Raw genomic sequence first — 19,747 nt, 5'->3', positions numbered from 1 at the left:
GGTTTGTCCTCTACAGCTTAAGGTGAAATGACCATCTGGGATGGGCTGCCGACCGGAGTGTAGTCTGGCTCGAAGCTCAATTTGCCGTCCTGCGCTACGCGGAAACGGGTGATGTTGTCGCTGCGCTGGTTCATAACGTACAGCCAGCGTCCCTGTTTATCGAGCGTCAGGGTGCGCGGGTAGTCGCCGCGCGTCCACACGTCGTCCTGATGGGTCAGCGTGCCCTCCGCTGTTACGGTAAAGTGCCCGATGCTGTTATGCAAACGGTTAGCCACATACAGCTGTTTGCCGTCGGCGCTTAATGCCAGCCCGGCAGCAAAGCTGGTGCCTTTGTAACCTTCCGGCAGGGCTGAAAGCGTTTTGCCCTCTTTTAAGGTGCCGTTGGCGCTCACGGTATAATGGGTGAGCGTAGACGCCTCTTCGTTAATCAGCCACAGGGCATCGCCTTTTGGCGTAAAGACAAAGTGGCGCGGCCCGGCGCCTTTTGAGGAGGCGCTGATAAACGGCGGAGCGTTCGGGGTCAGCTTTCCTGTTCGATCGTCAAAACGGTACTGGTAGAGGCGATCCAGCCCAAGATCGGTGGAAAATACGTATTTCCCGCTCGGATCGGCAGCGATCATGTGCGCGTGGGGGCCGTTATGATCGCTGATGGCAAAACTGCCCTCCGCTGCCGCTTCCGGCTTCGCCGCACCCGGTTCGCCTTGATCCTGATGAGTGTCCGTGGCCTCACCCAGGCTGCCGTCTGCGTTAACGGGCAGCACTGCGATAGATCCGCTGACGTAGTTCGCCACCAGCAGGTGCTGGCCGTTCGGCGTCAGCGACAGGTAAACCGGCCCCGCGCCGCCGGAGGCTACCTGATTCAGCTCGCTTAGCTCGCCGTTTTCGCCCACGCGCAATGCCTGCACCACGCCCTGCTCCACTTCGCTTGCCAGATACAGCGTTTTGCCGTCGCGTGAGACGGCCAGCTGCGCGGCGTTCGGCAGCTTGCTGACCAGCGTTTTATTCGCCAGCGCGCCGCTTTGCGGGTCAACGGTAAAGCGGTACAGCCCTTCGCCGTTGGGGTTGTAGGTGCCCACCCAGGCGTATTGCGTCTGGGCGATAGCGGTGGTGGCGAACATTGAGAGTGAAGCAACAAGCAGGGTACGGGTGTGCATGGTGGCTCCTTTGGGTGTGTGCGGTAAGGTTTTATTTTACTTAACCAGCTTCTTCGTCATCGCAAGCAGGGTGCGCACGTCTTCCGGGCGCGTATCGCCGCTGGCTTTGTCGATAATCGAGCTGTAGATATGCGGGATGATTTTGCTCACGCCCGCGTCGAGGGCGATCTGCAGGATCTCCTCATAGTTTTCCAGATCGATACCTCCGGTTGGCTCCAGCCAGAAGTCGTGACGGGCGCAGGCTTCCGCCACCGCTTTGTACTCGTCACGGCACTTCAGGCCGCCCATCGGGAAGTATTTGATGGAGCTGCCGCCGAAATCCTTCAGCAGGGCAATCGCGGTTTCAACCGGCACGATGCCGTCAGGCGCGGCGCTGCTCAGCGGTCCGGTGGAGATTTTGACCATCCCGACGGTGCCGGTCGGAGAGACCAGACCGTTGACCACGGAGTCGTTCTGCCCCAGCAGCGCGCGGCTGGTAGCCACGCCGGTAAAGACCTGGTTGACGTGCTGCGGCTGCACCTGACGGGAGATTTCACTCACCATCGCCGACTGGTTCGGATCCCCCGCGCCGAGGCCGACGGAGAGCGCGTTATCAATCAGCGCCGCGTATTCGCGCATGTCCGCAACGGCGCTCGCCACGTCCGGGTAATTTTTGGAGAGCACGCCCACCAGCACGTGACCTTCCGCCGCCTCGTAAATGGCGCTGGCGTTGGCTTTCGATCCTGCCAGCACGTTCAGGCAGACGCGGTCACGGTAAAAGTTGGGGGTCAGTTTCATGCGTTTTTCTCCTGTCCTAATACTTCGCTAATGCGGCGGTACACGATGTTCAGCTGGTCTGCGTTCACGCTGCGCACGTCCGCTTCGATAATCCCTTCGTTGGCCTTGTAGCCACGGAAGTAAATGGCGTATTCGCCCTGCTTGAGCTTCGCCACCAGATCGCCCGTGCCGACGCCCGTTGTGGCTTCATCAAACTTAATCTCGGTGCGGGCGATATCGCGACCGGCGCTGTCCCAGACCACGCGTGCGGTCACGCCGTTGAGGGTGTTGAGCGCGTCGATAAACGGCGTCATCTTCGCCACCATCTCGGCCCCGCTCTCTTTGGTCGCCGTCAGGTAGTGTTCGATGGCGCAGGTCAGGCCCAGGATACCCTCTTTGCCCACCTTCATCGCGCGACCAATGCCCGCCGTCTGGCGCTTCACCCACTCAACGTACTGGGTTTTGCCGATCACCAGCCCGCTGGTTGGTCCTTCAATCGCCTTCGCGCCGCTGTAGATCACCAGATCGGCGCCAGAGCGGTAGTACGCGTGAAGATCTTCTTCCGCCGCCGCATCAACGATCAGCGGGAGATCGTGCTTGCGCGCCACCACCGCCGCCTGCTCGACGCTGAGCATGCTTTTCTGCACGCAGTGGTGCGATTTGATGTAAAGGATCGCCGCCGTGCGTGGGGTGATCGCCGCCGCCAGCTGATCGGCAGAGCATTCGTTGGCGTAGCCCGCTTCCACCAGCCTGCCGCCGCCCAGCGCTACCATGGTGCCCACCGGCGCGCCAAAGTTGACGTTGTGGCCTTTCGGCAGGACGATCTCGTTATTCTCGATTGGAGTGACGTGCAGGTTTTCCAGCAGCCAGTCGCTGTCTTTCACCAGCACCGCCGCCACGGACTGAGCAATGCCCGCCGACGCGCAGGAGACCACCGTTGCCCCTTCCACATCCAGCAGCTTCGCGATGTATTCTCCGGTTTTATTAACCAGATCCTTCATCTCGAAGTACTCATTCATACCGTCCATTGCCGCCTGCACCACTTCCGGGCGCGGCGTGGAGACACCCAGCGCCGTCATGCGGCCAGAGGTGTTGATCACCTGCTTTAAGTTGTACTTCTCATAAATCGAAGGCATGTTCCGTGCTCCCTTGTTCGGTCATGTAGCCCTTGCCCGCGCGGATCGCGGCAAGCGGCACCAGAATGTGTTCAGCCTGCAGGCTGTCGTTTTCAGCGTCCGTCAGCACCGTCGGCTGGCGTTTGAGGGTAAACAGCGTCAGGTCGGCGTCGAGGCCCGGCTGAATGCGGCCTTTGCGCGCCAGGCGCAGCCCGTCGGCAGCGTTCGCGGTCACGCAGTCAATCACCTGCGGCAGCGACATGCCGATGGCGAGGAATTTCGACATTACGCTTGCCAGCGAGCCCACCGGGCCGTTGATGCGGTTGCGGCAGTAGATATCCGAGCTGATGGTATGCGGCAGAATACCCATCGCGATGGCGCGTTTCGCCACCTCAAAGCTGAAGCTCGCCGTACCGTGGCCGACGTCCAGGCGCACGCCGCGCTTCAGGGCGGAGGTGATGGAGGCGCGCAGCTCGCCGGATGGCGTCAGAATGCGGTTGGGTTTGCCGTTGTAGCAGTGGGTGATGATGTCTCCGGAGCTCAGCAGCTCGGCAATTTCGTCGAGGTTCGGCGGGTTGTTGCCGATGTGCACCATCAGCGGCAGGTCGCCGTTCTCTTTCTGAATGGCTTTCGCCCGCTCCAGCGGCGTAATGCCGTTTTCACCGACCACGCTGCTGCTCATACGCGCCTTCAGGCCGACGATAAAATCAGGGTGGCGCTTCACCGCCTGCTTCACCGCGTCGGCGTCGATGTTGGCCATGTTAGCCAGCTCGTTCTGGGCAATCAGCCCCACGCGGGAGATGTTCAGCAGGGCAAACACCTCGGTGGAGGCTTTGCGGGTGATGGCGTAAAAATCGTCCACGTCGTCGGCTCCGGTACTGCCCGCGTCCACCACGGTGGTGACGCCGGTGGCAATGCCGACGCTGTCCGGCTCGTCGTGGTAAATCGGGGAGTTCGGGTAGCAGTGGACGTGGGAGTCAATCCAGCCTGCGCTGACGAATACGTCGCCGTTCAGCTCAACCGTTTTATGCGCGGGGGCGTCAATCTCGCCCAGCGCCGCGATCTTCCCGTTCTGAATGGCGATATCGGTCAGGGTATCGTCGGCAAGGCGCGCACGGCGCAGGAGTAAATCAAACATGAGGATCTCCTGATAAGGCGGGCGCCTGAGCGCCCGCGGGTATTAAAGGGCGACCGGGAACAGCCAGCCCAACAGCATTGCGCCGAGGATCGCGCCACCGGTGATCGGCTTCTGCCAGATGTAGAACACCAGCGCACCCAGCAGGGAACCGACGCCGATAGGAATGGAGGCGGTCATGGCGCTGAGGATAATCAACGGCCCGAGGAAGCGGCCGGAGGCGTTACCCGCGCCCATCATCACGTCTGCACCGTAGGTAGAGTTGCTCTGGTTGATGGTGAACTTACGCGCCAGGATGATGACGTAGCCAATCGCCAGACCAATCACCAGGCCGGTAATCAGCGCGGCAATGAAGTTGGTCACCGGGAACATGATCCCCGCGCCCAGCAGCAGCGCCGGTACGCCGAGGCCTACGCCAGTCTGGATCGCCCCGCCGATATCAAGAATACCCACCAGCGACCCTTCGATAATTCGGGCGAACAGGAAGCTCGCGCCAAATGCCGCCACCGCGCCGTAGACGCCGGTATCGATCCCCGCTTTAAGCATCGCCACGAAGGCCACTTCGTTAAACGCGCCGATGCCGTAGAGGTAGTACATGTGCGTCCCGGCGAAAACGCCCGAGGAGAGCAGGCCAACGAAGATCGGGAACGACCAGTCGGCATACCAAAAACCTTTATTCTGTTCCATTTAGAGGCTCCTGTTATTTACCGCTGAGCGAGTTGTGGATCATGTCGAGCCAGTTCGGCACGGTCAGATGGAAGGATTCGATCATCTTCATGTCGAAGCCGCGGAAGAAGCCGCTCAGCACGAAGAGCAGGACGATGGCCGCCATCATCACTTTGGTGACGTGGTTCCAGCCGCTCTCTTCCACGCCTTTACCGATCAGGATCCCCAGCACCAGGCCCGGTACGGCGTTCCCCATGATCAGCTGCGCCGCGCCGCCAAAGATGGTGGCCCAGAAGCCTGATTTTTTACCCGCGTCGATGGCCGCCAGCCAGAAGATCACCGGCATCACGGTGTTCACCAGCAGGTTAGCCGCCGGTACCAGCACCTTCACGGCGGTGACCTGAAGCGCTGCCGGAACGGAGGAGGCGGTCAGGTTCAGGAAGGTGACGACGAGCATGCCAATCACGCCGCAGGCAATCGCCATTTTGCGCGGGTCGTGCAGCGTTTCGCCGACGTTACGGTTTTTGATCATCAGTGCAGCAGCACCCCAGTTCGGGATGATGCGGTGGTCAACGTCCTGTGTGAAGGCACCTGCGGCCACGGAAGAGGCCCAGGCGTTAAAGAAGAAACCTAACCCAAAGGAGAAGTGAGACGCTGGGTCCCCTTCGCAGGAGTTCAGTTCCCCCAACGTACGAAACGCGCCCATACCCTGTGTGGTAGGCGCATGAAACATGCGTGCAGCCCCGGCTCCGACACCGACGCCAACCAGGCCGCCAATGATGAGCGATTTTATTAATATAATTAAGAACATCAGTCTGCCCTTTTATGAATAATCAGCGTTGCGTGACGAAATCCACCTGGTCGAGATTGATGGCGGTCACGTTGACGGTCACATCCAGCTCCACGCTGTAGGTGCGTCTTTCCCGGCGCAGAAAGAAGAACAGAAACGCTTCTTTTCGCACCGCTTCTTGCGCCTGAACGACCTGCACATCCTGTGGCTCAATACGCAGTAAGATATGCGGTGAGGCTTTCATCACCGCGGCCTGAACGTGGTTGAGCGCGTCGGCAAAGGCGCGCGCTTTTGCGTCACCTTTGCCCTTCACTCTCACCGTGGTTGTGAACTGTTCTTTCATGCTTATGCGCCGTATTTCTTCTGCCACGCCTGTACCAGACGCTCGCCCAGCTCTTCTTTATCCATGAAGCCGAAGCCCAGCACGTTGCAGCCTTCGTTGATGGCGGTCACGCCCTCTTCCACTGAACGCATGCCGTATTTGGCCTTGTAGCCATATTTCGTTTGGGCTGTGATGGCACCCGCGCCGCCGCTGCCGCAGAAGGAGATGCCGAAGGTGGCGTTTTCCGCTTTCATCACGTCGCCGAGCTTCATGTCCGCGGCCATGCCCGGTACGACAACCGCGCGTCCGCCTGCTTTTTCGACACCGGCGGCCACTTTCTGACCTTTGCCCAGGCGATCGCCAATCACGACTGTAATCTGTTCCATGTGTTGCTCCTTAAAGGTTGTCTTTCGCGACTTCAAAGTGAACGGAGAGCAGCCAGGCTTCTTCATCAGGAAGATTGCCAAACTGCGCGACCACTTCACGGGCGAGCCGCATTGAATCCGGTGAAATTTCGTCAAACAGCTCTGCTTCAACCTCCGGCAGCGGCTCGCCGGTCACGGACCGGTGTGCCATTGCGCGCACGTGGGAAGTGAGCATCTGCTCCTGTACCGCATTGGGGATGATGTTGTTTCGGGCCAGCAGGGCATAAACCTGCTGCAGCATGGTGTTCGCGAGCTGTTCTGTTTGCTCCGCCTGTTCCCCAACGTCGTTCATTACCGCTCCGTTAATCACTGGTCTTACCCCGTTAATGGCTCTGGAATAAAACTAACGTTGGGGGGGAATGGTTTGTAGCGAGTTGTTTTCCACTTCGAAGTGGAAAGGCGAGCCGCAGCAGTGATCTGTGCCACATAAATGCGGTGAATCTGGATTAATAACGGTATTTACGTGATGAATGTCACGTATTCCAGCGGCAAAACGCGCGCCTGGGAAACGAAAACGTTCAGGCGTGGTGACGCAAAAATGTGATGGCGATAGGGTTTACTTATTACCGCGTAAAAAAAACGGGAGCCACTGGCCCCCGCTGATTGTTTGTCAGATGCGCGATCGGTTAACGGTATTTCTGGTGATATGTGTTGCGCGTAGTCACAAACTGCTCGGCCGCCGCCTGGGCTTCCTTCACTTTGCCTTCGTTAGCCAGCTTCAGCGCGCCGTCGATCTGGCCGACCAGCACGTCAAAGCCGTGGCGGTAGTCTTTCATCTCTGCGCTGTCTGCCGCTTTGCTTTCCAGCTTCGGAGGCGTCGCTTTTTGTGCGTCCAGCGCCGCTTCACGCATTTTGGTCAGCGCGTCTTTCATTTCAGCCGCATTGTCGGTTTTCTGCACCACCTTCAGGTTTTGACCGAGGATGCCCATGTCGTCTTCAAGATCGGCAGCAAACGCAGAAGAGCCAAGAACCAGCGTTGAAGCCGCGACGATCGCTAACAGATGTTTACGCATTGCTCACTTCCTTTTTTATTATTAAAACGCCTTTACGGGTATTACTGACCGGCGATTTTCATTTCCGGCAGAAGTACAGAACCACACTGTATATTGCTACGTGTTTCAATATCGTTACCGACCGTAACGATATTGCGCCACATGTCCTTCAGGTTGCCGGCGATGGTAATTTCGCTCACCGGATACTGGATTTCACCGTTTTCCACCCAGAAGCCCGCCGCGCCGCGCGAGTAGTCGCCGGTGATGCCGCTTACGCCCTGGCCCATCAGCTCGGTGACCACCAGACCGGTGCCCATCTCTTTCAGCATCTGCTCAAAGCTCAGGCCCTGTCCGGCAATGCGCCAGTTGTGGATGCCGCCAGCGTGTCCGGTGCTTTTCAGCCCCAGCTTGCGCGCGGAGTAGTTGGTCAGCAGCCACTGGGTCAGAATACCGTCTTTGATGATATCGCGACGTTCGGTGCGCACGCCTTCGCTGTCGAACGGCGTGGAGGCCAGCCCCTTCAGCAGGTGCGGATGTTCTTCAATGGTGAGCCATTCCGGCAGGATCTGCTTGCCCAGCGAGTCGAGCAGGAAGGTCGATTTACGGTAAACCGAGCCGCCCGCAATCGCGCCGACCAGATGGCCAAACAGGCCGGTCGCCACTTCGTTGGCAAAAATGACCGGAGCCTTCATGGTGGAGAGTTTGCGCGGCGACAGGCGTGACAGCGTGCGTTCGGCACACTCTTTACCCACCCACTCAGGAGACTGCAAATCCCCCAGCGCGCGGCCAATGGTGTAGGCGTAGTCACGCTCCATGTCACCGTTCTCTTCGGCGATCACGCAGCTGGAGAGCGAATGGCGGGTGGAGCAGTAGCCCTGCAGCATGCCGTGGCTGTTGCCGAACACTTTGATGCCGTAGTGGCTGTTGAAGCTGCCGCCTTCGGTATTGGTGATGCGCTTATCCGCCTGCAGGGAAGCCTGCTCGGCGCGCGCGGCCAGTTCAATGGCTTCGTCCGGGGTCACTTCCGCCGGGTGGAAAAGATCGAGATCCGGCGCGTCAAACGCCAGCAGGTCTTTATCCGCCACGCCTGCGTAAGGATCCGGGGAGGTATAACGGGCGATATCCAGCGCCGCCTGCACCGTACGGGCAATGGCATCCGGGCTGAGATCGGTGGATGACGCGCTGCCTTTGCGATTCTGGTGATACACCGTGATCCCAAGCGCGCCATCGCTGTTGAATTCGACGTTCTCCACTTCACCATAGCGGGTACTCACGCTGATGCCGGTGGTTTTGCTGACCGCCACTTCGGCGCCATCTGATTTTTCTGAAGCAAGCATCAGCGCGGTGGAGACGGCTTCTTCCAGAATCTTACGCTGCGCTTCAACTTGTGAGGTTACTTTCATCGCAAATGCCATACTGTAAGAGAGAGTTATCTGAAGTCTAACAGAGAACCGTTTTTCAGTGCGCGTCTTAACTGGTAACATTAGCCTCTTTTTTTAAGGAGCCTGACATGACTAAGCAGCCCGAAGACTGGCTCGACGACGTTCCCGGTGATGACATCGAAGACGAAGATGATGAGATCATCTGGGTCAGTAAAAGTGAAATTAAACGTGACGCCGAAGAGTTAAAACAGCTTGGCGCAGAAATGGTAGAACTGGGTAAAAACGCGCTGGACAAGATCCCGCTCGACCAGGATCTGCGTGATGCCATTGAACTGGCACAGAAAATCAAAAAAGAAGGCCGTCGTCGCCAGCTTCAGCTTATCGGGAAAATGCTGCGTCAGCGCGACGTCGATCCGATCCGCCAGGCGCTGGACAAGCTGAAGAACCGCCACAACCAGCAGGTTGCGTTTTTCCACAAGCTTGAGCAGATCCGCGATCGCCTGATTGAACAGGGTGATGATGCCGTACCGGAAGTGCTGAACCTGTGGCCGGATGCCGACCGCCAGCAGCTGCGTTCCTTGATCCGCAACGCGAAGAAAGAGAAAGAAGGGAATAAGCCGCCTAAGTCTGCGCGCCTGATTTTCCAGTACCTGCGCGAGCTGTCTGAGAACGAAGAGTAATCTGTTCCCCTCACCCCGGCCCTCTCCCCGGAGGGGCGAGGGAGAAAACACGGGAAGTAGGCCCGGTAAGCGCTAGCGCCACCGGGCTTTTTTTTTACTCTGCGGCTGCCGCTTCCGCTTTCTTCGCCAGACCGTCCAGCAGCTTCTGATGGATCCCACCGAAACCGCCGTTGCTCATCACCAGAATGTGGTCACCGGGCTGAGCGGCTTTCACCACCATATCCGCGAGCACATCCACATCCGCACTCCAGTGCGCAGGCTGAATGCAGGCATCGGCCACCTCCGCTACCTGCCACGGAATATGCTGCGGCTGCAGCAGGAAGACTTCATCGGCGCGTCCTAACGACGGCGCGAGGTCATCTTTGCAGATGCCCATCTTCATGGTGTTCGAGCGCGGCTCCAGCACTGCCAGAATGCGGGCTGTGCCGCCGACCTTGCCACGCAGGGCGGCAAGCGTGGCCAGAATGGCCGTTGGGTGGTGCGCGAAATCGTCATACACGGTAACGCCGTGGGCTTCACCGCGCAGCTCCAGGCGGCGACGGGCATTGATAAACGAGCCCAGCGCATTCGCTGCATCCGCAGGCTGAACGCCCACGTGGCGTGCGGCAGCAATGGCCATCAGGCCGTTGTGCATGTTGTGCTCACCCACCAGACCCCACTTCACCTCACCCACTTTCTCACCGTCGAGCAGCACTTCCCACTCGGAGGCATCGGCGTTGAGTTTCTTCGCCTGCCAGTGGCCCTGCTCGCCCACCAGCTCCTGCTCGCTCCAGCAGCCCATCGCCAGGGTCTGCTTCAGGTTGATGTCGTTCTCCGGCAGGATGATGCGTCCCTGGCCCGGCACGATGCGCACCAGGTGGTGGAACTGCTTCTGAATGGCTTTCAGATCGTCAAAGATATCCGCATGGTCGAACTCAAGGTTGTTGAGGATCAGCGTGCGCGGGCAGTAATGCACGAACTTAGAACGCTTGTCGAAGAACGCGCAGTCGTATTCGTCGGCTTCGATCACAAAGAACGGGCTGTCGCCCAGACGTGCAGAAACGTCGAAATTACCCGGTACGCCGCCAATCACGAAGCCCGGCTTGTAGCCGCAGGCTTCGAGGATCCAGGTGGCCATGCCCGCGGTGGTGGTTTTGCCATGGGTACCGGCAACGGCAACCACCCAGCGGTCGCGCAGCACGAAATCATGCAGCCACTGCGGGCCGGACATGAACGGAATATTGCGTTCCAGAACCGCCTCGACGCACGGATTACCGCGGGTCATGGCGTTGCCAATGATCACCAGGTCCGGCTCGGGATCAAGCTGGCTGGCATCGTAGCCCTGAATTAAAGAGATGCCCTGTTTCTCCAGAAGTGTGCTCATTGGCGGATACACATTGGCGTCCGAACCTGTCACTTCATGGCCCAGCGAGCGCGCCAGCATTGCCAGTCCGCCCATGAAAGTGCCACAAATCCCCAATATATGAATGCGCATACGTCACTATCCTTCTTCAATGTGGCGCACATTTTACTCACATGTTAGCGGCTGTGAAACGCATTTCAGGTAAATCCGTATGTTGCTGGCGCGATTCACCTCTGCGCTACTATTTGAATATTTGTTAAGATTGTTGGGCTTTAGTCGTTTTAGTGAACATACAATCGCTCTACTCACAAAGATGCAGGGAAAGTGTTATGAAAACGTTAGGTGAATTTATTGTCGAAAAGCAGCACGAGTTCTCTCATGCTACCGGTGAACTCACTGCTTTGCTGTCGGCAATAAAGCTGGGCGCTAAGATCATCCACCGCGATATCAACAAGGCCGGTCTGGTCGATATCCTGGGTGCCAGCGGTGCCGAGAACGTTCAGGGCGAGGTTCAACAGAAGCTCGATCTGTTCGCAAATGAAAAATTGAAAGCTGCACTGCGCGCGCGCGACATCGTTGCGGGTATCGCCTCTGAAGAAGAAGATGAAATTGTTGTTTTCGAAGGGTGTGAACACGCTAAATACGTTGTTCTGATGGATCCGCTCGACGGCTCCTCAAACATCGACGTTAACGTTTCTGTCGGTACCATTTTCTCCATCTACCGCCGCGTCACGCCTGTTGGCACGCCGGTAACCGAAGAAGATTTCCTGCAGCCGGGCATTAATCAGGTTGCTGCCGGTTACGTCGTTTATGGCTCCTCCACCATGCTGGTATATACCACCGGGTGCGGGGTTCACGCCTTTACGTACGATCCTTCACTGGGCGTTTTCTGCCTGAGCCAGGAACGCATGCGCTTCCCGGAGAAGGGCAACACCTACTCCATCAACGAAGGTAACTACATCCGCTTCCCGAACGGCGTGAAGAAGTACATTAAATTCTGCCAGGAAGAAGATAAAGCGACCCAGCGCCCTTACACGTCCCGCTATATTGGCTCTCTGGTCGCGGATTTCCACCGTAACCTGCTGAAAGGCGGTATCTACCTCTACCCAAGCACCGCCAGCCACCCGGACGGGAAACTGCGTCTGCTGTATGAGTGCAACCCGATGGCGTTCCTCGCCGAACAGGCGGGCGGCAAGGCGAGCGACGGTAAAGAGCGTATTCTGGATATCGTGCCGGAAAGCCTTCACCAGCGTCGTTCATTCTTCGTCGGCAACAACCACATGGTTGAAGACGTTGAACGTTTTATCCGTGAGTATCCGGACGCGTAATACCTCTCTACAGGGGAGCCGTTCTGGCTCCCCTGGTCATTTATATATTTTACCGTATAAGTGTTTATAAAAAACATGCTTTAATATTCACCACTGCTCCTGCATTATTTCCATAACAGTTTGACAGATATTTCGTGGAGCAGAATCGCAATGAAAAATTATTCCCGTGCTAATACCGGTATTGATTTAAATCTTATCCCTGTATTTATTGAAATCGTCCGCTGCGGCAGCATGGCAAAGGCCTCTTTGCGTCTGGAGATGTCCCGCCCCGCGGTGAGTCTGGCATTAAAGCGTTTTAATCAACTCTTTGATGAGCCATTATTTTTCCGCAAAGGTTTATATCTTGAACCGACGGAAAAAGCGTTAGCCTTAACCCGTTCGCTGGAAATATTAATGGGTGAAATTCACGATAATATTGCGGCGGTTAATTCCGGTGGAAATAAAACCCCGGCACAGAGCGTACCGGGGCTGGGTAATATTATACAGCGGTCTGAGTCGTCACTTTGAAGGATGACATGGCTTCCATCAGCTGACGCGACTGTTCCTCAAGGGAGCGGGTCGCGGCGGAGGATTGCTGCACCAGCGCCGCATTCTGCTGCGCGGTTTCGTCCATCTGATTCACCGCAATATTTACCTGCTCAATGCCGCGGCTCTGCTCCTGAGACGCAGTCGCAATCTCGCGCATCAGTTTGGTCATGCGCAGCACTTCTGTTGCGATCTCGTCCATCGTTTCGCCAGCCTGCTGGGCCAGCTCGCTGCCCTCGGTAACGTGGGTCTGCGAATCACTGATAAGCGTTCGGATCTCTTTCGCCGCGTCGGCGCTGCGGCTGGCGAGGTTTCGCACTTCGCCCGCAACGACGGCAAACCCGCGCCCCTGCTCGCCCGCGCGCGCCGCTTCCACGGAGGCGTTAAGCGCCAGGATATTGGTCTGGAAGGCAATACCGTCGATCACGCTCAGGATATCGGCGATGCGCGCCGAGCTGCCGGAGATATCGCGCATTTTTTCAATCACGTAGCAGACCATCTCGCTGCCGTGATCGGCCGTGTCGGACACCGACTTCGCCAGCTGGTGCGCCTGCTCGGCGTTATCGGCATTGAGCTTCACCGTGGCGGTGATCTGTTCCATGCTGGCCGCCGTCTGCTCCAGCGACGTGGCGGTGGATTCCGTACGCTCGGCAAGATCGCGGTTTCCCAGCGTCAGCTCGCGGCTACCGGTATCAATCTGCGCGCTGGCGTCGCGTACCCGCATAACCGAGTTCATCAGCGACTGTCGCATCTCCTCTATCACCGCGTTGAGGCGGTTAAACTCCTGGCTTGCGGGGGCATTCAGCGTGTGGGTTAAATCCCCCGCCGCCACATTCTCCAGTTGAGCAATGGAGGCCGAAAGCGGCTTGAGCAGCATATGGCGCAGCACCAGCCAGGCGAGTACGATAATGCCCGCCGTCAGCAGCGCGGCGACGATAATCAGGATCAGTACGCGGGTTTTGCTCGCCTGCACGGCGCTCACTTCCGCCTGACCGCGCGCTTCGCTCCATTTCTGAAACGCCTGCATATCGTTATCAAACTGCTTCGCCACCGGTATCAGCGTCTTCTCCAGCAGATCGTAATACCCGTCCGCACTCTGATCATTCAGGGTTTTCAGCATCGGGTTGATCCCCTGCTGGTTATACGTCGCCAGGCTGGCCGCCACGTTATCGAGCAGCTCTTGCCCCTGTGCGTCAGCCACGCCGCCGTCGATCACGCCTTTCAGCGTTTTCTGGGCCAGGGCAACCTCCTGATTGATGTTTTTTACCGCGTTGGCCGCATCGTCCAGCATGCCGATTTCCATCATGCGGACGGCCTGGCCCGCCTCATTGCGCGCGCGCAGGATCAGCGTATAGCCTGAATTAAGCTGCACCATCTGCTCACCCTGAAGGTGGTTGATACGCTGCAGCGAAGAAGAACTCTGTGTGAGGGCATAAATGCCGATGCCGCTGACAATCAGCAGCAGAAGGGTCATAACGGCCAGTAAAGAGAGCAAGCCGGTACGAATCGATAGCGTTTTAAGCATGATATTATTTCCGGTAGCGAGATATTTCTGGGCATAAAAAAAGAGTATCGGCCGCTACCGGAAAATGTTTAGACTTTAAGCAAATTCAGCGTGTTATCGCTCTGTTACCGATGTGTTTACACGGGTAACAGGCGAGCTTTGACGGTTCTCCCAGAGCACCGTCAGACCCCGCTGCAGGGCAATAAAAATAAACAGCAGAATGCCGATGGCGATCTTCGTCCACCAGGAGCTGAGCGTGCCGTCAAAGTTGATGTAGGTCTGTATCAGCCCCTGAATCGCCACGCCGAACAGCGTCCCCAGCACCGTACCCACCCCGCCGCTGAGCAGCGTGCCGCCGATAACCACAGAAGCAATCGCATCCAGCTCAACGCCCACGCCTGCAAGGGCATAGCCCGCCTGGGTATACACCGAGAAGACGATACCCGCCAGCGTCGCGAGGCCGGTCGAGAGCATATAGATGCGGATGGTGGTGCTGCGGGTTGAAATGCCCATCAGGTTGGCCGACGTGGCGTTACCGCCGATGGCGTAAACCTGATTGCCAAACCGGGTACGGTGGGCGAGGAAGATGCCAATCACGACCACGCCCAGCATCAGCAGCCCCATCGCGCTCAGGCGGCCGCCGCCGGGAATTTTCCACGCCAGGCTGGAGAGCGTGTCGTAGATGGGGTGGTTAATCGGGATCGACTCTTCCGACACCAGATAGCTCACCCCGCGCAGGAAGAACATTCCCGCGAGGGTAATGATAAACGCCGGGATTTTTAACGCGTCGATCAGCAGCCCCATAAAGGCACCAAACGCGCAGCCCATCGCCAGTACCAGCGGGAACGCCACCAGAGGAGAGATCCCCCAGAAGCCGATCGCCTTCGCGAGGAACACGCCGGTAAACGCGATCACCGACCCAACGGAGAGATCGATCCCGCCGGAGAGGATCACAAAGGTCATCCCAACGGCGATGATGCCTAAAAAGGCGTTATCGGTCAGGATATTGCAGATCACGCGCGTCGAGGCAAAACCGGGGAACTGGGTCAGACAGTAGAGATAGCCCAGCACAAACACGCCCAGCGTGATCATTAGCGGTAAATTACGTTTTATCATGGCCACGGATCCCCTTAATGATGCTGACAAAGCGCGGCGACTGGACGATCAGCACGCAGAGCACAACCACCGCCTTCACCACCTGGTTGAGCTCCGGCTGGAATCCCGAAAGCAGGATCCCGGTGTTCATGCCCTGAATGATCAGCGCGCCGATCACCGAGAGCAGCAGGTTAAAGCGCCCGCCCATCAGCGACCCGCCGCCGATCACCACCGCGAGGATCGCGTCCAGCTCCAGCCAGAGCCCCGCGTTGTTGGCATCGGCTCCGCGAATATCCGCCGCGACGATGACCCCGGCAATGGCGGCGCAGACGCCGCTCAGCACGTAGGTCAGCATTACCATCAGCCGGGTGTTGACCCCGGCGTTGCGCGCGGCGCGGATGTTGATCCCGACGGCCTCAATGAACATGCCGAGCGCCGTTTTGCGGGTGAAAAGCCAGAAGACAACGAGCGTAGCCAGAGCAATAATCACCGGCGTCGGGAAGAACAGAAGGTTGCCGCTACCGAGCCACGCCAGGCTCGGGGAGTTAAAGGTGACAATCTGTCCGGAGGTAATCAGCTGCGCCACGCCGCGCCCGGCCACCATTAAGATCAGGGTGGCGACAAAGGGCTGGATTTTCAGTACTGCCACCAGAATGCCGTTCCATAATCCTGCCAGCACGCCGGTGCCTAAGGTCGCCAATAAAACGACCGGCAGGCTGTGCCCGGCCACGGTCATGGAGGCTGCCGTGGCCCCGGCGATCGCCATCACCGCGCCGACGGAGAGGTCAATCCCGCCGGTGGCAATGACCAGCGTCATCCCGATGGCCAGCAGCGCCACGGGGGCGGCACGGTTTAAAATGTCTATCGGGCTGCCAAACAGGCGGCCATCCTGCACGATAATCTGGAAGAAATGCGGCGCGACCAGGCTATCCACCAGTAAAACCACCAGCAGCGCCGCGATTTGCGGCGTGCCGGTCGGCCAGCTGAAGCGGCGCTTTGACTCACCTGTTTGCGAAAGCGAACGGGGCATCACGATTCACTCCTTATGCCGCGATGGCATTCATGATCGCCGGAACGGACAGCTTATCCAGCGGGATCTCTGCCACCTGTTTACGATCGCGCATGATGATGACGCGATCGGCATAGCCCACCAGTTCCTCAAGCTCGGAGGAAATGACCAGCAGCGCCAGACCGTCCGCACACAGGGTTTCAATAAGCCGGATAATTTCAGCGTGCGCCCCCACGTCAATGCCGCGGGTCGGTTCGTCGAGGATCAGGAACTGGGGTTTGGTCAGCAGCCAGCGTGACAGCAGCACTTTCTGCTGGTTACCGCCGGAAAGAAACTCAATAGGCTGTTCCGCGCTCGGGGTGCGGATGCCGAGCTGGCGGATAAAGCGCTCGGCGATGGCGTTCTGCTCTTTGCGTGGGATCGGCCGTAGCCAGCCGCGCTGGGCCTGCAGGGCCAGAATGATGTTTTCCCGCACCGAGGCCGCGGCGATAATACCGTCCGTTTTCCGGTCTTCCGGGCAGAAGCCCACTCCCATGCAAGAGGCCTGATGCGGCGATCGCAGGGTTTGCGGTTTGCCCTTGATCAGCGCGCTGCCGCTGTCAGCAGGCTTGATCCCGAAGATCACCTCGGCGGTTTCGGTCCGGCCGGAGCCCAGCAGGCCCGCCAGGCCGACAATTTCGCCTGGTCGCACCTCAAGGTTAAACGGTGAGATCACCCCTTTCTTGCCGTAATCGCTGAAGGCGGCGACCGGTTTCTCGCTCAGCAGCGTGCGGCCTGCGCGCTGAAGGGCGTTGGTTTCCAGCTCGCGGCCGAGCATCATTTTGACCAGCTCGATCTGCGGCAGCTCGCGGGTTTCGCGGCAGCCGACAAAGCTGCCGTTGCGCAGCACCGTAATGCGATCGCTCACCTCATAAACCTGATCGAGGAAGTGCGTCACGAAGATCAGGCTCACGCCCTGATCGCGCAGCTGGCGCATCAGGGTAAAGAGCATCTCCACTTCCTGGGTATCGAGGCTGGCGGTGGGTTCATCCAGGATCAACACCTTTGCCGAGAGATCGATAGCCCGGCAGATGGCGACGATCTGCTGCATCGCCACGGAAAAGCGGTTCAGCGGCTCGCGGACGTCGAGGGAGAAGCCGTACGATTCCATCAGCTTTGTCGCCCGCGCCTCCATCTCTTTGCGGCGCAGCAGGCCAAAGCGGCGTGGTTCACGGCCAATAAACAGATTATCCGCCACCGACATATTCGGCAGCAGGTTCACTTCCTGGTACACCGTCCCGATCCCCAGCTGTTGGGCATGGGCGGTATTTTTTGGCGAAATGGCGTTGCCTTCCAGCCAGATGGTGCCACGATCGGCGTGATAGACGCCGGTCAGCGCTTTAATCAGCGTCGATTTCCCCGCGCCGTTTTCGCCCAGCAGCGCCATAATCTCACCGCGCCGCAGGCTGAAATCAACGCCATCCAGCGCCTTTACGCCGGGGAAGAATTTACTCAAGCCCTCCGTGCGGAGGATTTCCTGGTGTTGTTCAGTTTTCATATTTACGCCCCCGGCACGTTCCCGTAGGCCGGGTAAGCGCAGCGCCACCCGGCAATTTCACTGGATCAGTAGCCCATATTTTTCTTCTTCTCTAACTCTTCTTTCGCCGTATCCGGCAGGTAGAGCGTGGACTTGGTGACCGTCACTTTCTCAGGCATCGTGCCGTCTTTCTTGAATTTCTCCAGCGCGTCGAATGCCGGGCCCGCCATGTTTGGCGTCAGCTCCACGCTGGCGTTGGCTTCGCCGTCGATCATCGCTTTATAGATGTCCGGCACGCCGTCGATAGAGCCGGTGAGGATATCTTTGCCCGGCTTCAGGCCCGCTTCTTTAATCGCCTGAATCGCACCGATCACCATGTCATCGTTGTGGGCGTAAACCATGCAGATGTTCTTGCCGTTGTTTTCAGCCTTAATAAAGCTCTCCATAACCTCTTTACCTTTACTACGCGTAAAGTCGCCGGACTGAGAGCGGATGATCTTGATGTTTGGCGCTTTCGCAATGGCTTCAGCAAAGCCTTTTTTACGGTCGATGGCCACGCTCGCGCCGACGGTACCCTGCAGCTCAACGACGTTACACGGCTTGCCGTCGACCTGCTTCACCAGCCAGTCGCCAATCAATTGCCCTTCAAGCACGTTGTTGGCGGTGACGGTGGTCATATAGAGGGATTTGTCTTTGACGTCGATGGAACGGTCGAGCAGGAAGACCGGGATCTCAGCGTCTTTCGCTTCCTTCAGTACGGGTTCCCAGCCGGTCGCCACGACGGGTGCAATAAAGATGGCATCCACGCCCTGGGCGATAAAGGAGCGCACGGCTTTGATCTGATTCTCTTGTTTTTGCTGACCATCGGCGATTTTCAGGGTAATGCCGCGTTTCTGAGCTTCGCTTTTCGCCACGTTGGTTTCTGCCGCTCGCCAGCCAGATTCAGAGCCGACCTGCGAAAAACCTACGGTTAAGGGAGCGGCCATCGCCATAGACGACATGGCTGCCGAAACTGCTGTGACCAGGAGTAAGCGCTTCCACATATTAACGTCCTCGTAGGGTGAGTTATTGTTGGTTAAAAGATGTTCTGCGGAATGACTATAGCCCATGAAATATGTAACGAATTGCGTTACATCACACTTCAGAAAAGTGAATAAATCGTTAATCACAAGTTTGTAATCGCTTTCATTTCGCCATGAAAAATGCGGCTGAGTTTATGGATTTTCCTGTCATGGAATCGGTCTGAAAAGTGGAGAAAGCGGGGAGAGAAAGCGAAAACAGGCGGAGACATTCAGCGCGAGTTGGCTATAATACCTGCCACTTGTTTACCATCCATTTTAAAGGACACCGACATGAGCTTACTCAACGTCCCAGCGGGTAAAGAACTGCCAGAAGACATCTACGTAGTTATCGAAATCCCGGCTAACGCAGATCCGATCAAATACGAAGTGGACAAAGAGAGCGGCGCCCTGTTCGTAGACCGTTTCATGTCTACCGCGATGTTCTATCCGTGCAACTACGGCTACATCAACCACACCCTGTCTCTGGACGGTGACCCGGTTGACGTGCTGGTCCCAACGCCATACCCACTGGAGCCAGGCTCCGTCATTCGCTGCCGTCCAGTTGGCGTGCTGAAAATGACCGACGAATCCGGTGAAGATGCGAAGCTGGTTGCGGTACCGCACACCAAGCTGAGCAAAGAGTACGATCACATCAAAGATGTGAACGACCTGCCAGAACTGCTGAAAGCGCAGATCACTCACTTCTTCGAGCACTACAAAGACCTCGAAAAAGGCAAGTGGGTTAAGGTTGACGGCTGGGACAACGCAGAAGCGGCGAAAGCAGAAATCATCGCCTCTTTCGAACGCGCTGCTAAGAAGTAATTCTTACTGCCGATCGATAAAGCCCCGCTGGTCGGGGCTTTTTTATTTCGTTGGTTAAAAGCGGTACAAACGGATTATTTAAGAAAAATCCCATTCCTTTTGGTTTGGATATTAAAAAAAAGAAAAGA

At 57.7% G+C, this 19,747-nt stretch carries 21 protein-coding genes; 4 read left to right on the top strand and 17 right to left on the bottom strand.

From position 1 onward, the window contains the following. Positions 1-17 precede the first annotated feature (17 nt). From L370_RS12665 to pmbA, 11 genes are all read right to left on the bottom strand, one after another. The gene (locus tag L370_RS12665) at positions 18-1,154 is read right to left on the bottom strand and encodes a lactonase family protein (protein ID WP_023334306.1); all 1,137 of its coding nucleotides are present in this window, start codon (positions 1,152-1,154) and stop codon (positions 18-20) included. 36 nt (positions 1,155-1,190) lie between these two features. Next, positions 1,191-1,931 (bottom strand): 2-dehydro-3-deoxy-phosphogluconate aldolase, encoded by a 741-nt coding sequence (locus L370_RS12670; protein WP_023334305.1) that lies wholly within the window; start codon positions 1,929-1,931, stop codon positions 1,191-1,193. Continuing rightward, complete coding sequence (locus L370_RS12675) at positions 1,928-3,046, bottom strand: DgaE family pyridoxal phosphate-dependent ammonia lyase (protein WP_023334304.1); 1,119 nt, start codon at positions 3,044-3,046, stop codon at positions 1,928-1,930. Before L370_RS12675 ends, L370_RS12670 begins: the two co-directional genes overlap by 4 nt. Then, positions 3,030-4,163, bottom strand: coding sequence for an amidohydrolase/deacetylase family metallohydrolase (locus L370_RS12680; RefSeq protein ID WP_023334303.1), 1,134 nt, complete (start codon positions 4,161-4,163; stop codon positions 3,030-3,032). Before L370_RS12680 ends, L370_RS12675 begins: the two co-directional genes overlap by 17 nt. Positions 4,164-4,205: 42 nt before the next feature. Beyond that, positions 4,206-4,847, bottom strand: a complete 642-nt coding sequence (locus L370_RS12685) for a DUF4310 family protein (RefSeq protein WP_023310183.1) — start codon at positions 4,845-4,847, stop codon at positions 4,206-4,208. A gap of 13 nt (positions 4,848-4,860) precedes the next feature. Then, positions 4,861-5,637, bottom strand: coding sequence for a DUF4311 domain-containing protein (locus L370_RS12690; protein WP_023310182.1), 777 nt, complete (start codon positions 5,635-5,637; stop codon positions 4,861-4,863). A 22-nt stretch (positions 5,638-5,659) separates the two neighbouring features. Further along, complete coding sequence (locus L370_RS12695; protein WP_006810338.1) at positions 5,660-5,959, bottom strand: DUF4312 family protein; 300 nt, start codon at positions 5,957-5,959, stop codon at positions 5,660-5,662. A 2-nt stretch (positions 5,960-5,961) separates the two neighbouring features. Further along, positions 5,962-6,324, bottom strand: a complete 363-nt coding sequence (locus L370_RS12700) for an SFCGS family glycine-rich protein (RefSeq protein ID WP_023293430.1) — start codon at positions 6,322-6,324, stop codon at positions 5,962-5,964. Positions 6,325-6,334: 10 nt separating this feature from the next. Then, positions 6,335-6,673 carry a glycine dehydrogenase gene (locus L370_RS12705; protein ID WP_025911967.1) on the bottom strand — a complete coding sequence of 113 codons (339 nt, stop codon included), beginning with the start codon at positions 6,671-6,673 and terminating at the stop codon, positions 6,335-6,337. 316 nt (positions 6,674-6,989) lie between these two features. Next, positions 6,990-7,376 carry a cytochrome b562 gene (gene cybC, locus L370_RS12710; protein WP_023334302.1) on the bottom strand — a complete coding sequence of 129 codons (387 nt, stop codon included), beginning with the start codon at positions 7,374-7,376 and terminating at the stop codon, positions 6,990-6,992. A gap of 41 nt (positions 7,377-7,417) precedes the next feature. Next, positions 7,418-8,770 carry a metalloprotease PmbA gene (gene pmbA, locus L370_RS12715; protein WP_023334301.1) on the bottom strand — a complete coding sequence of 451 codons (1,353 nt, stop codon included), beginning with the start codon at positions 8,768-8,770 and terminating at the stop codon, positions 7,418-7,420. Between the two features lie 95 nt (positions 8,771-8,865). On the opposite strand from pmbA, the gene yjgA reads away from it, so the two are divergent. Continuing rightward, complete coding sequence (gene yjgA / locus L370_RS12720; RefSeq protein WP_023334300.1) at positions 8,866-9,417, top strand: ribosome biogenesis factor YjgA; 552 nt, start codon at positions 8,866-8,868, stop codon at positions 9,415-9,417. A gap of 94 nt (positions 9,418-9,511) precedes the next feature. Here yjgA and mpl read toward each other — a convergent pair whose 3' ends face one another. Further along, positions 9,512-10,891 carry a UDP-N-acetylmuramate:L-alanyl-gamma-D-glutamyl-meso-diaminopimelate ligase gene (gene mpl, locus L370_RS12725; protein WP_023334299.1) on the bottom strand — a complete coding sequence of 460 codons (1,380 nt, stop codon included), beginning with the start codon at positions 10,889-10,891 and terminating at the stop codon, positions 9,512-9,514. A gap of 197 nt (positions 10,892-11,088) precedes the next feature. On the opposite strand from mpl, the gene fbp reads away from it, so the two are divergent. Together fbp and L370_RS12735 are read left to right on the top strand one after the other, a co-directional pair. Beyond that, a complete protein-coding gene (gene fbp, locus L370_RS12730; RefSeq protein ID WP_023310178.1) occupies positions 11,089-12,087 on the top strand; it encodes a class 1 fructose-bisphosphatase in 999 nt (332 codons plus the stop codon). A gap of 150 nt (positions 12,088-12,237) precedes the next feature. Continuing rightward, positions 12,238-12,594 (top strand): helix-turn-helix domain-containing protein, encoded by a 357-nt coding sequence (locus L370_RS12735; protein WP_023334298.1) that lies wholly within the window; start codon positions 12,238-12,240, stop codon positions 12,592-12,594. On the opposite strand, the gene L370_RS12740 is transcribed toward L370_RS12735, so the two are convergent. From L370_RS12740 to ytfQ, 5 genes are all read right to left on the bottom strand, one after another. Beyond that, positions 12,566-14,137 carry a methyl-accepting chemotaxis protein gene (locus L370_RS12740; RefSeq protein ID WP_023334297.1) on the bottom strand — a complete coding sequence of 524 codons (1,572 nt, stop codon included), beginning with the start codon at positions 14,135-14,137 and terminating at the stop codon, positions 12,566-12,568. The genes L370_RS12735 and L370_RS12740 overlap by 29 nt on opposite strands. Positions 14,138-14,230: 93 nt before the next feature. Then, positions 14,231-15,232 (bottom strand): galactofuranose ABC transporter, permease protein YjfF, encoded by a 1,002-nt coding sequence (yjfF, locus tag L370_RS12745; RefSeq protein ID WP_023334296.1) that lies wholly within the window; start codon positions 15,230-15,232, stop codon positions 14,231-14,233. Then, positions 15,219-16,244 carry a galactofuranose ABC transporter, ATP-binding protein YtfT gene (gene ytfT / locus L370_RS12750; protein WP_181012992.1) on the bottom strand — a complete coding sequence of 342 codons (1,026 nt, stop codon included), beginning with the start codon at positions 16,242-16,244 and terminating at the stop codon, positions 15,219-15,221. Before ytfT ends, yjfF begins: the two co-directional genes overlap by 14 nt. A 10-nt stretch (positions 16,245-16,254) precedes the next feature. Continuing rightward, complete coding sequence (ytfR, locus tag L370_RS12755; RefSeq protein WP_023334294.1) at positions 16,255-17,757, bottom strand: galactofuranose ABC transporter, ATP-binding protein YtfR; 1,503 nt, start codon at positions 17,755-17,757, stop codon at positions 16,255-16,257. Positions 17,758-17,822: 65 nt separating this feature from the next. Further along, positions 17,823-18,779 (bottom strand): galactofuranose ABC transporter substrate-binding protein YtfQ, encoded by a 957-nt coding sequence (gene ytfQ, locus L370_RS12760; protein ID WP_014882271.1) that lies wholly within the window; start codon positions 18,777-18,779, stop codon positions 17,823-17,825. Between the two features lie 309 nt (positions 18,780-19,088). Here ytfQ and ppa point away from each other — a divergent pair, with 309 nt between their 5' ends. Beyond that, positions 19,089-19,619, top strand: coding sequence for an inorganic diphosphatase (ppa, locus tag L370_RS12765; RefSeq protein ID WP_010427397.1), 531 nt, complete (start codon positions 19,089-19,091; stop codon positions 19,617-19,619). Positions 19,620-19,747 lie beyond the last annotated feature (128 nt).

It is taken from the genome of Enterobacter sp. MGH 24, from assembly GCF_000493015.1.
Classification (GTDB): domain Bacteria; phylum Pseudomonadota; class Gammaproteobacteria; order Enterobacterales; family Enterobacteriaceae; genus Enterobacter.
Note: the sequence above shows the minus strand (reverse complement) of the source record. Positions and strands in the feature narration are given on the sequence as shown.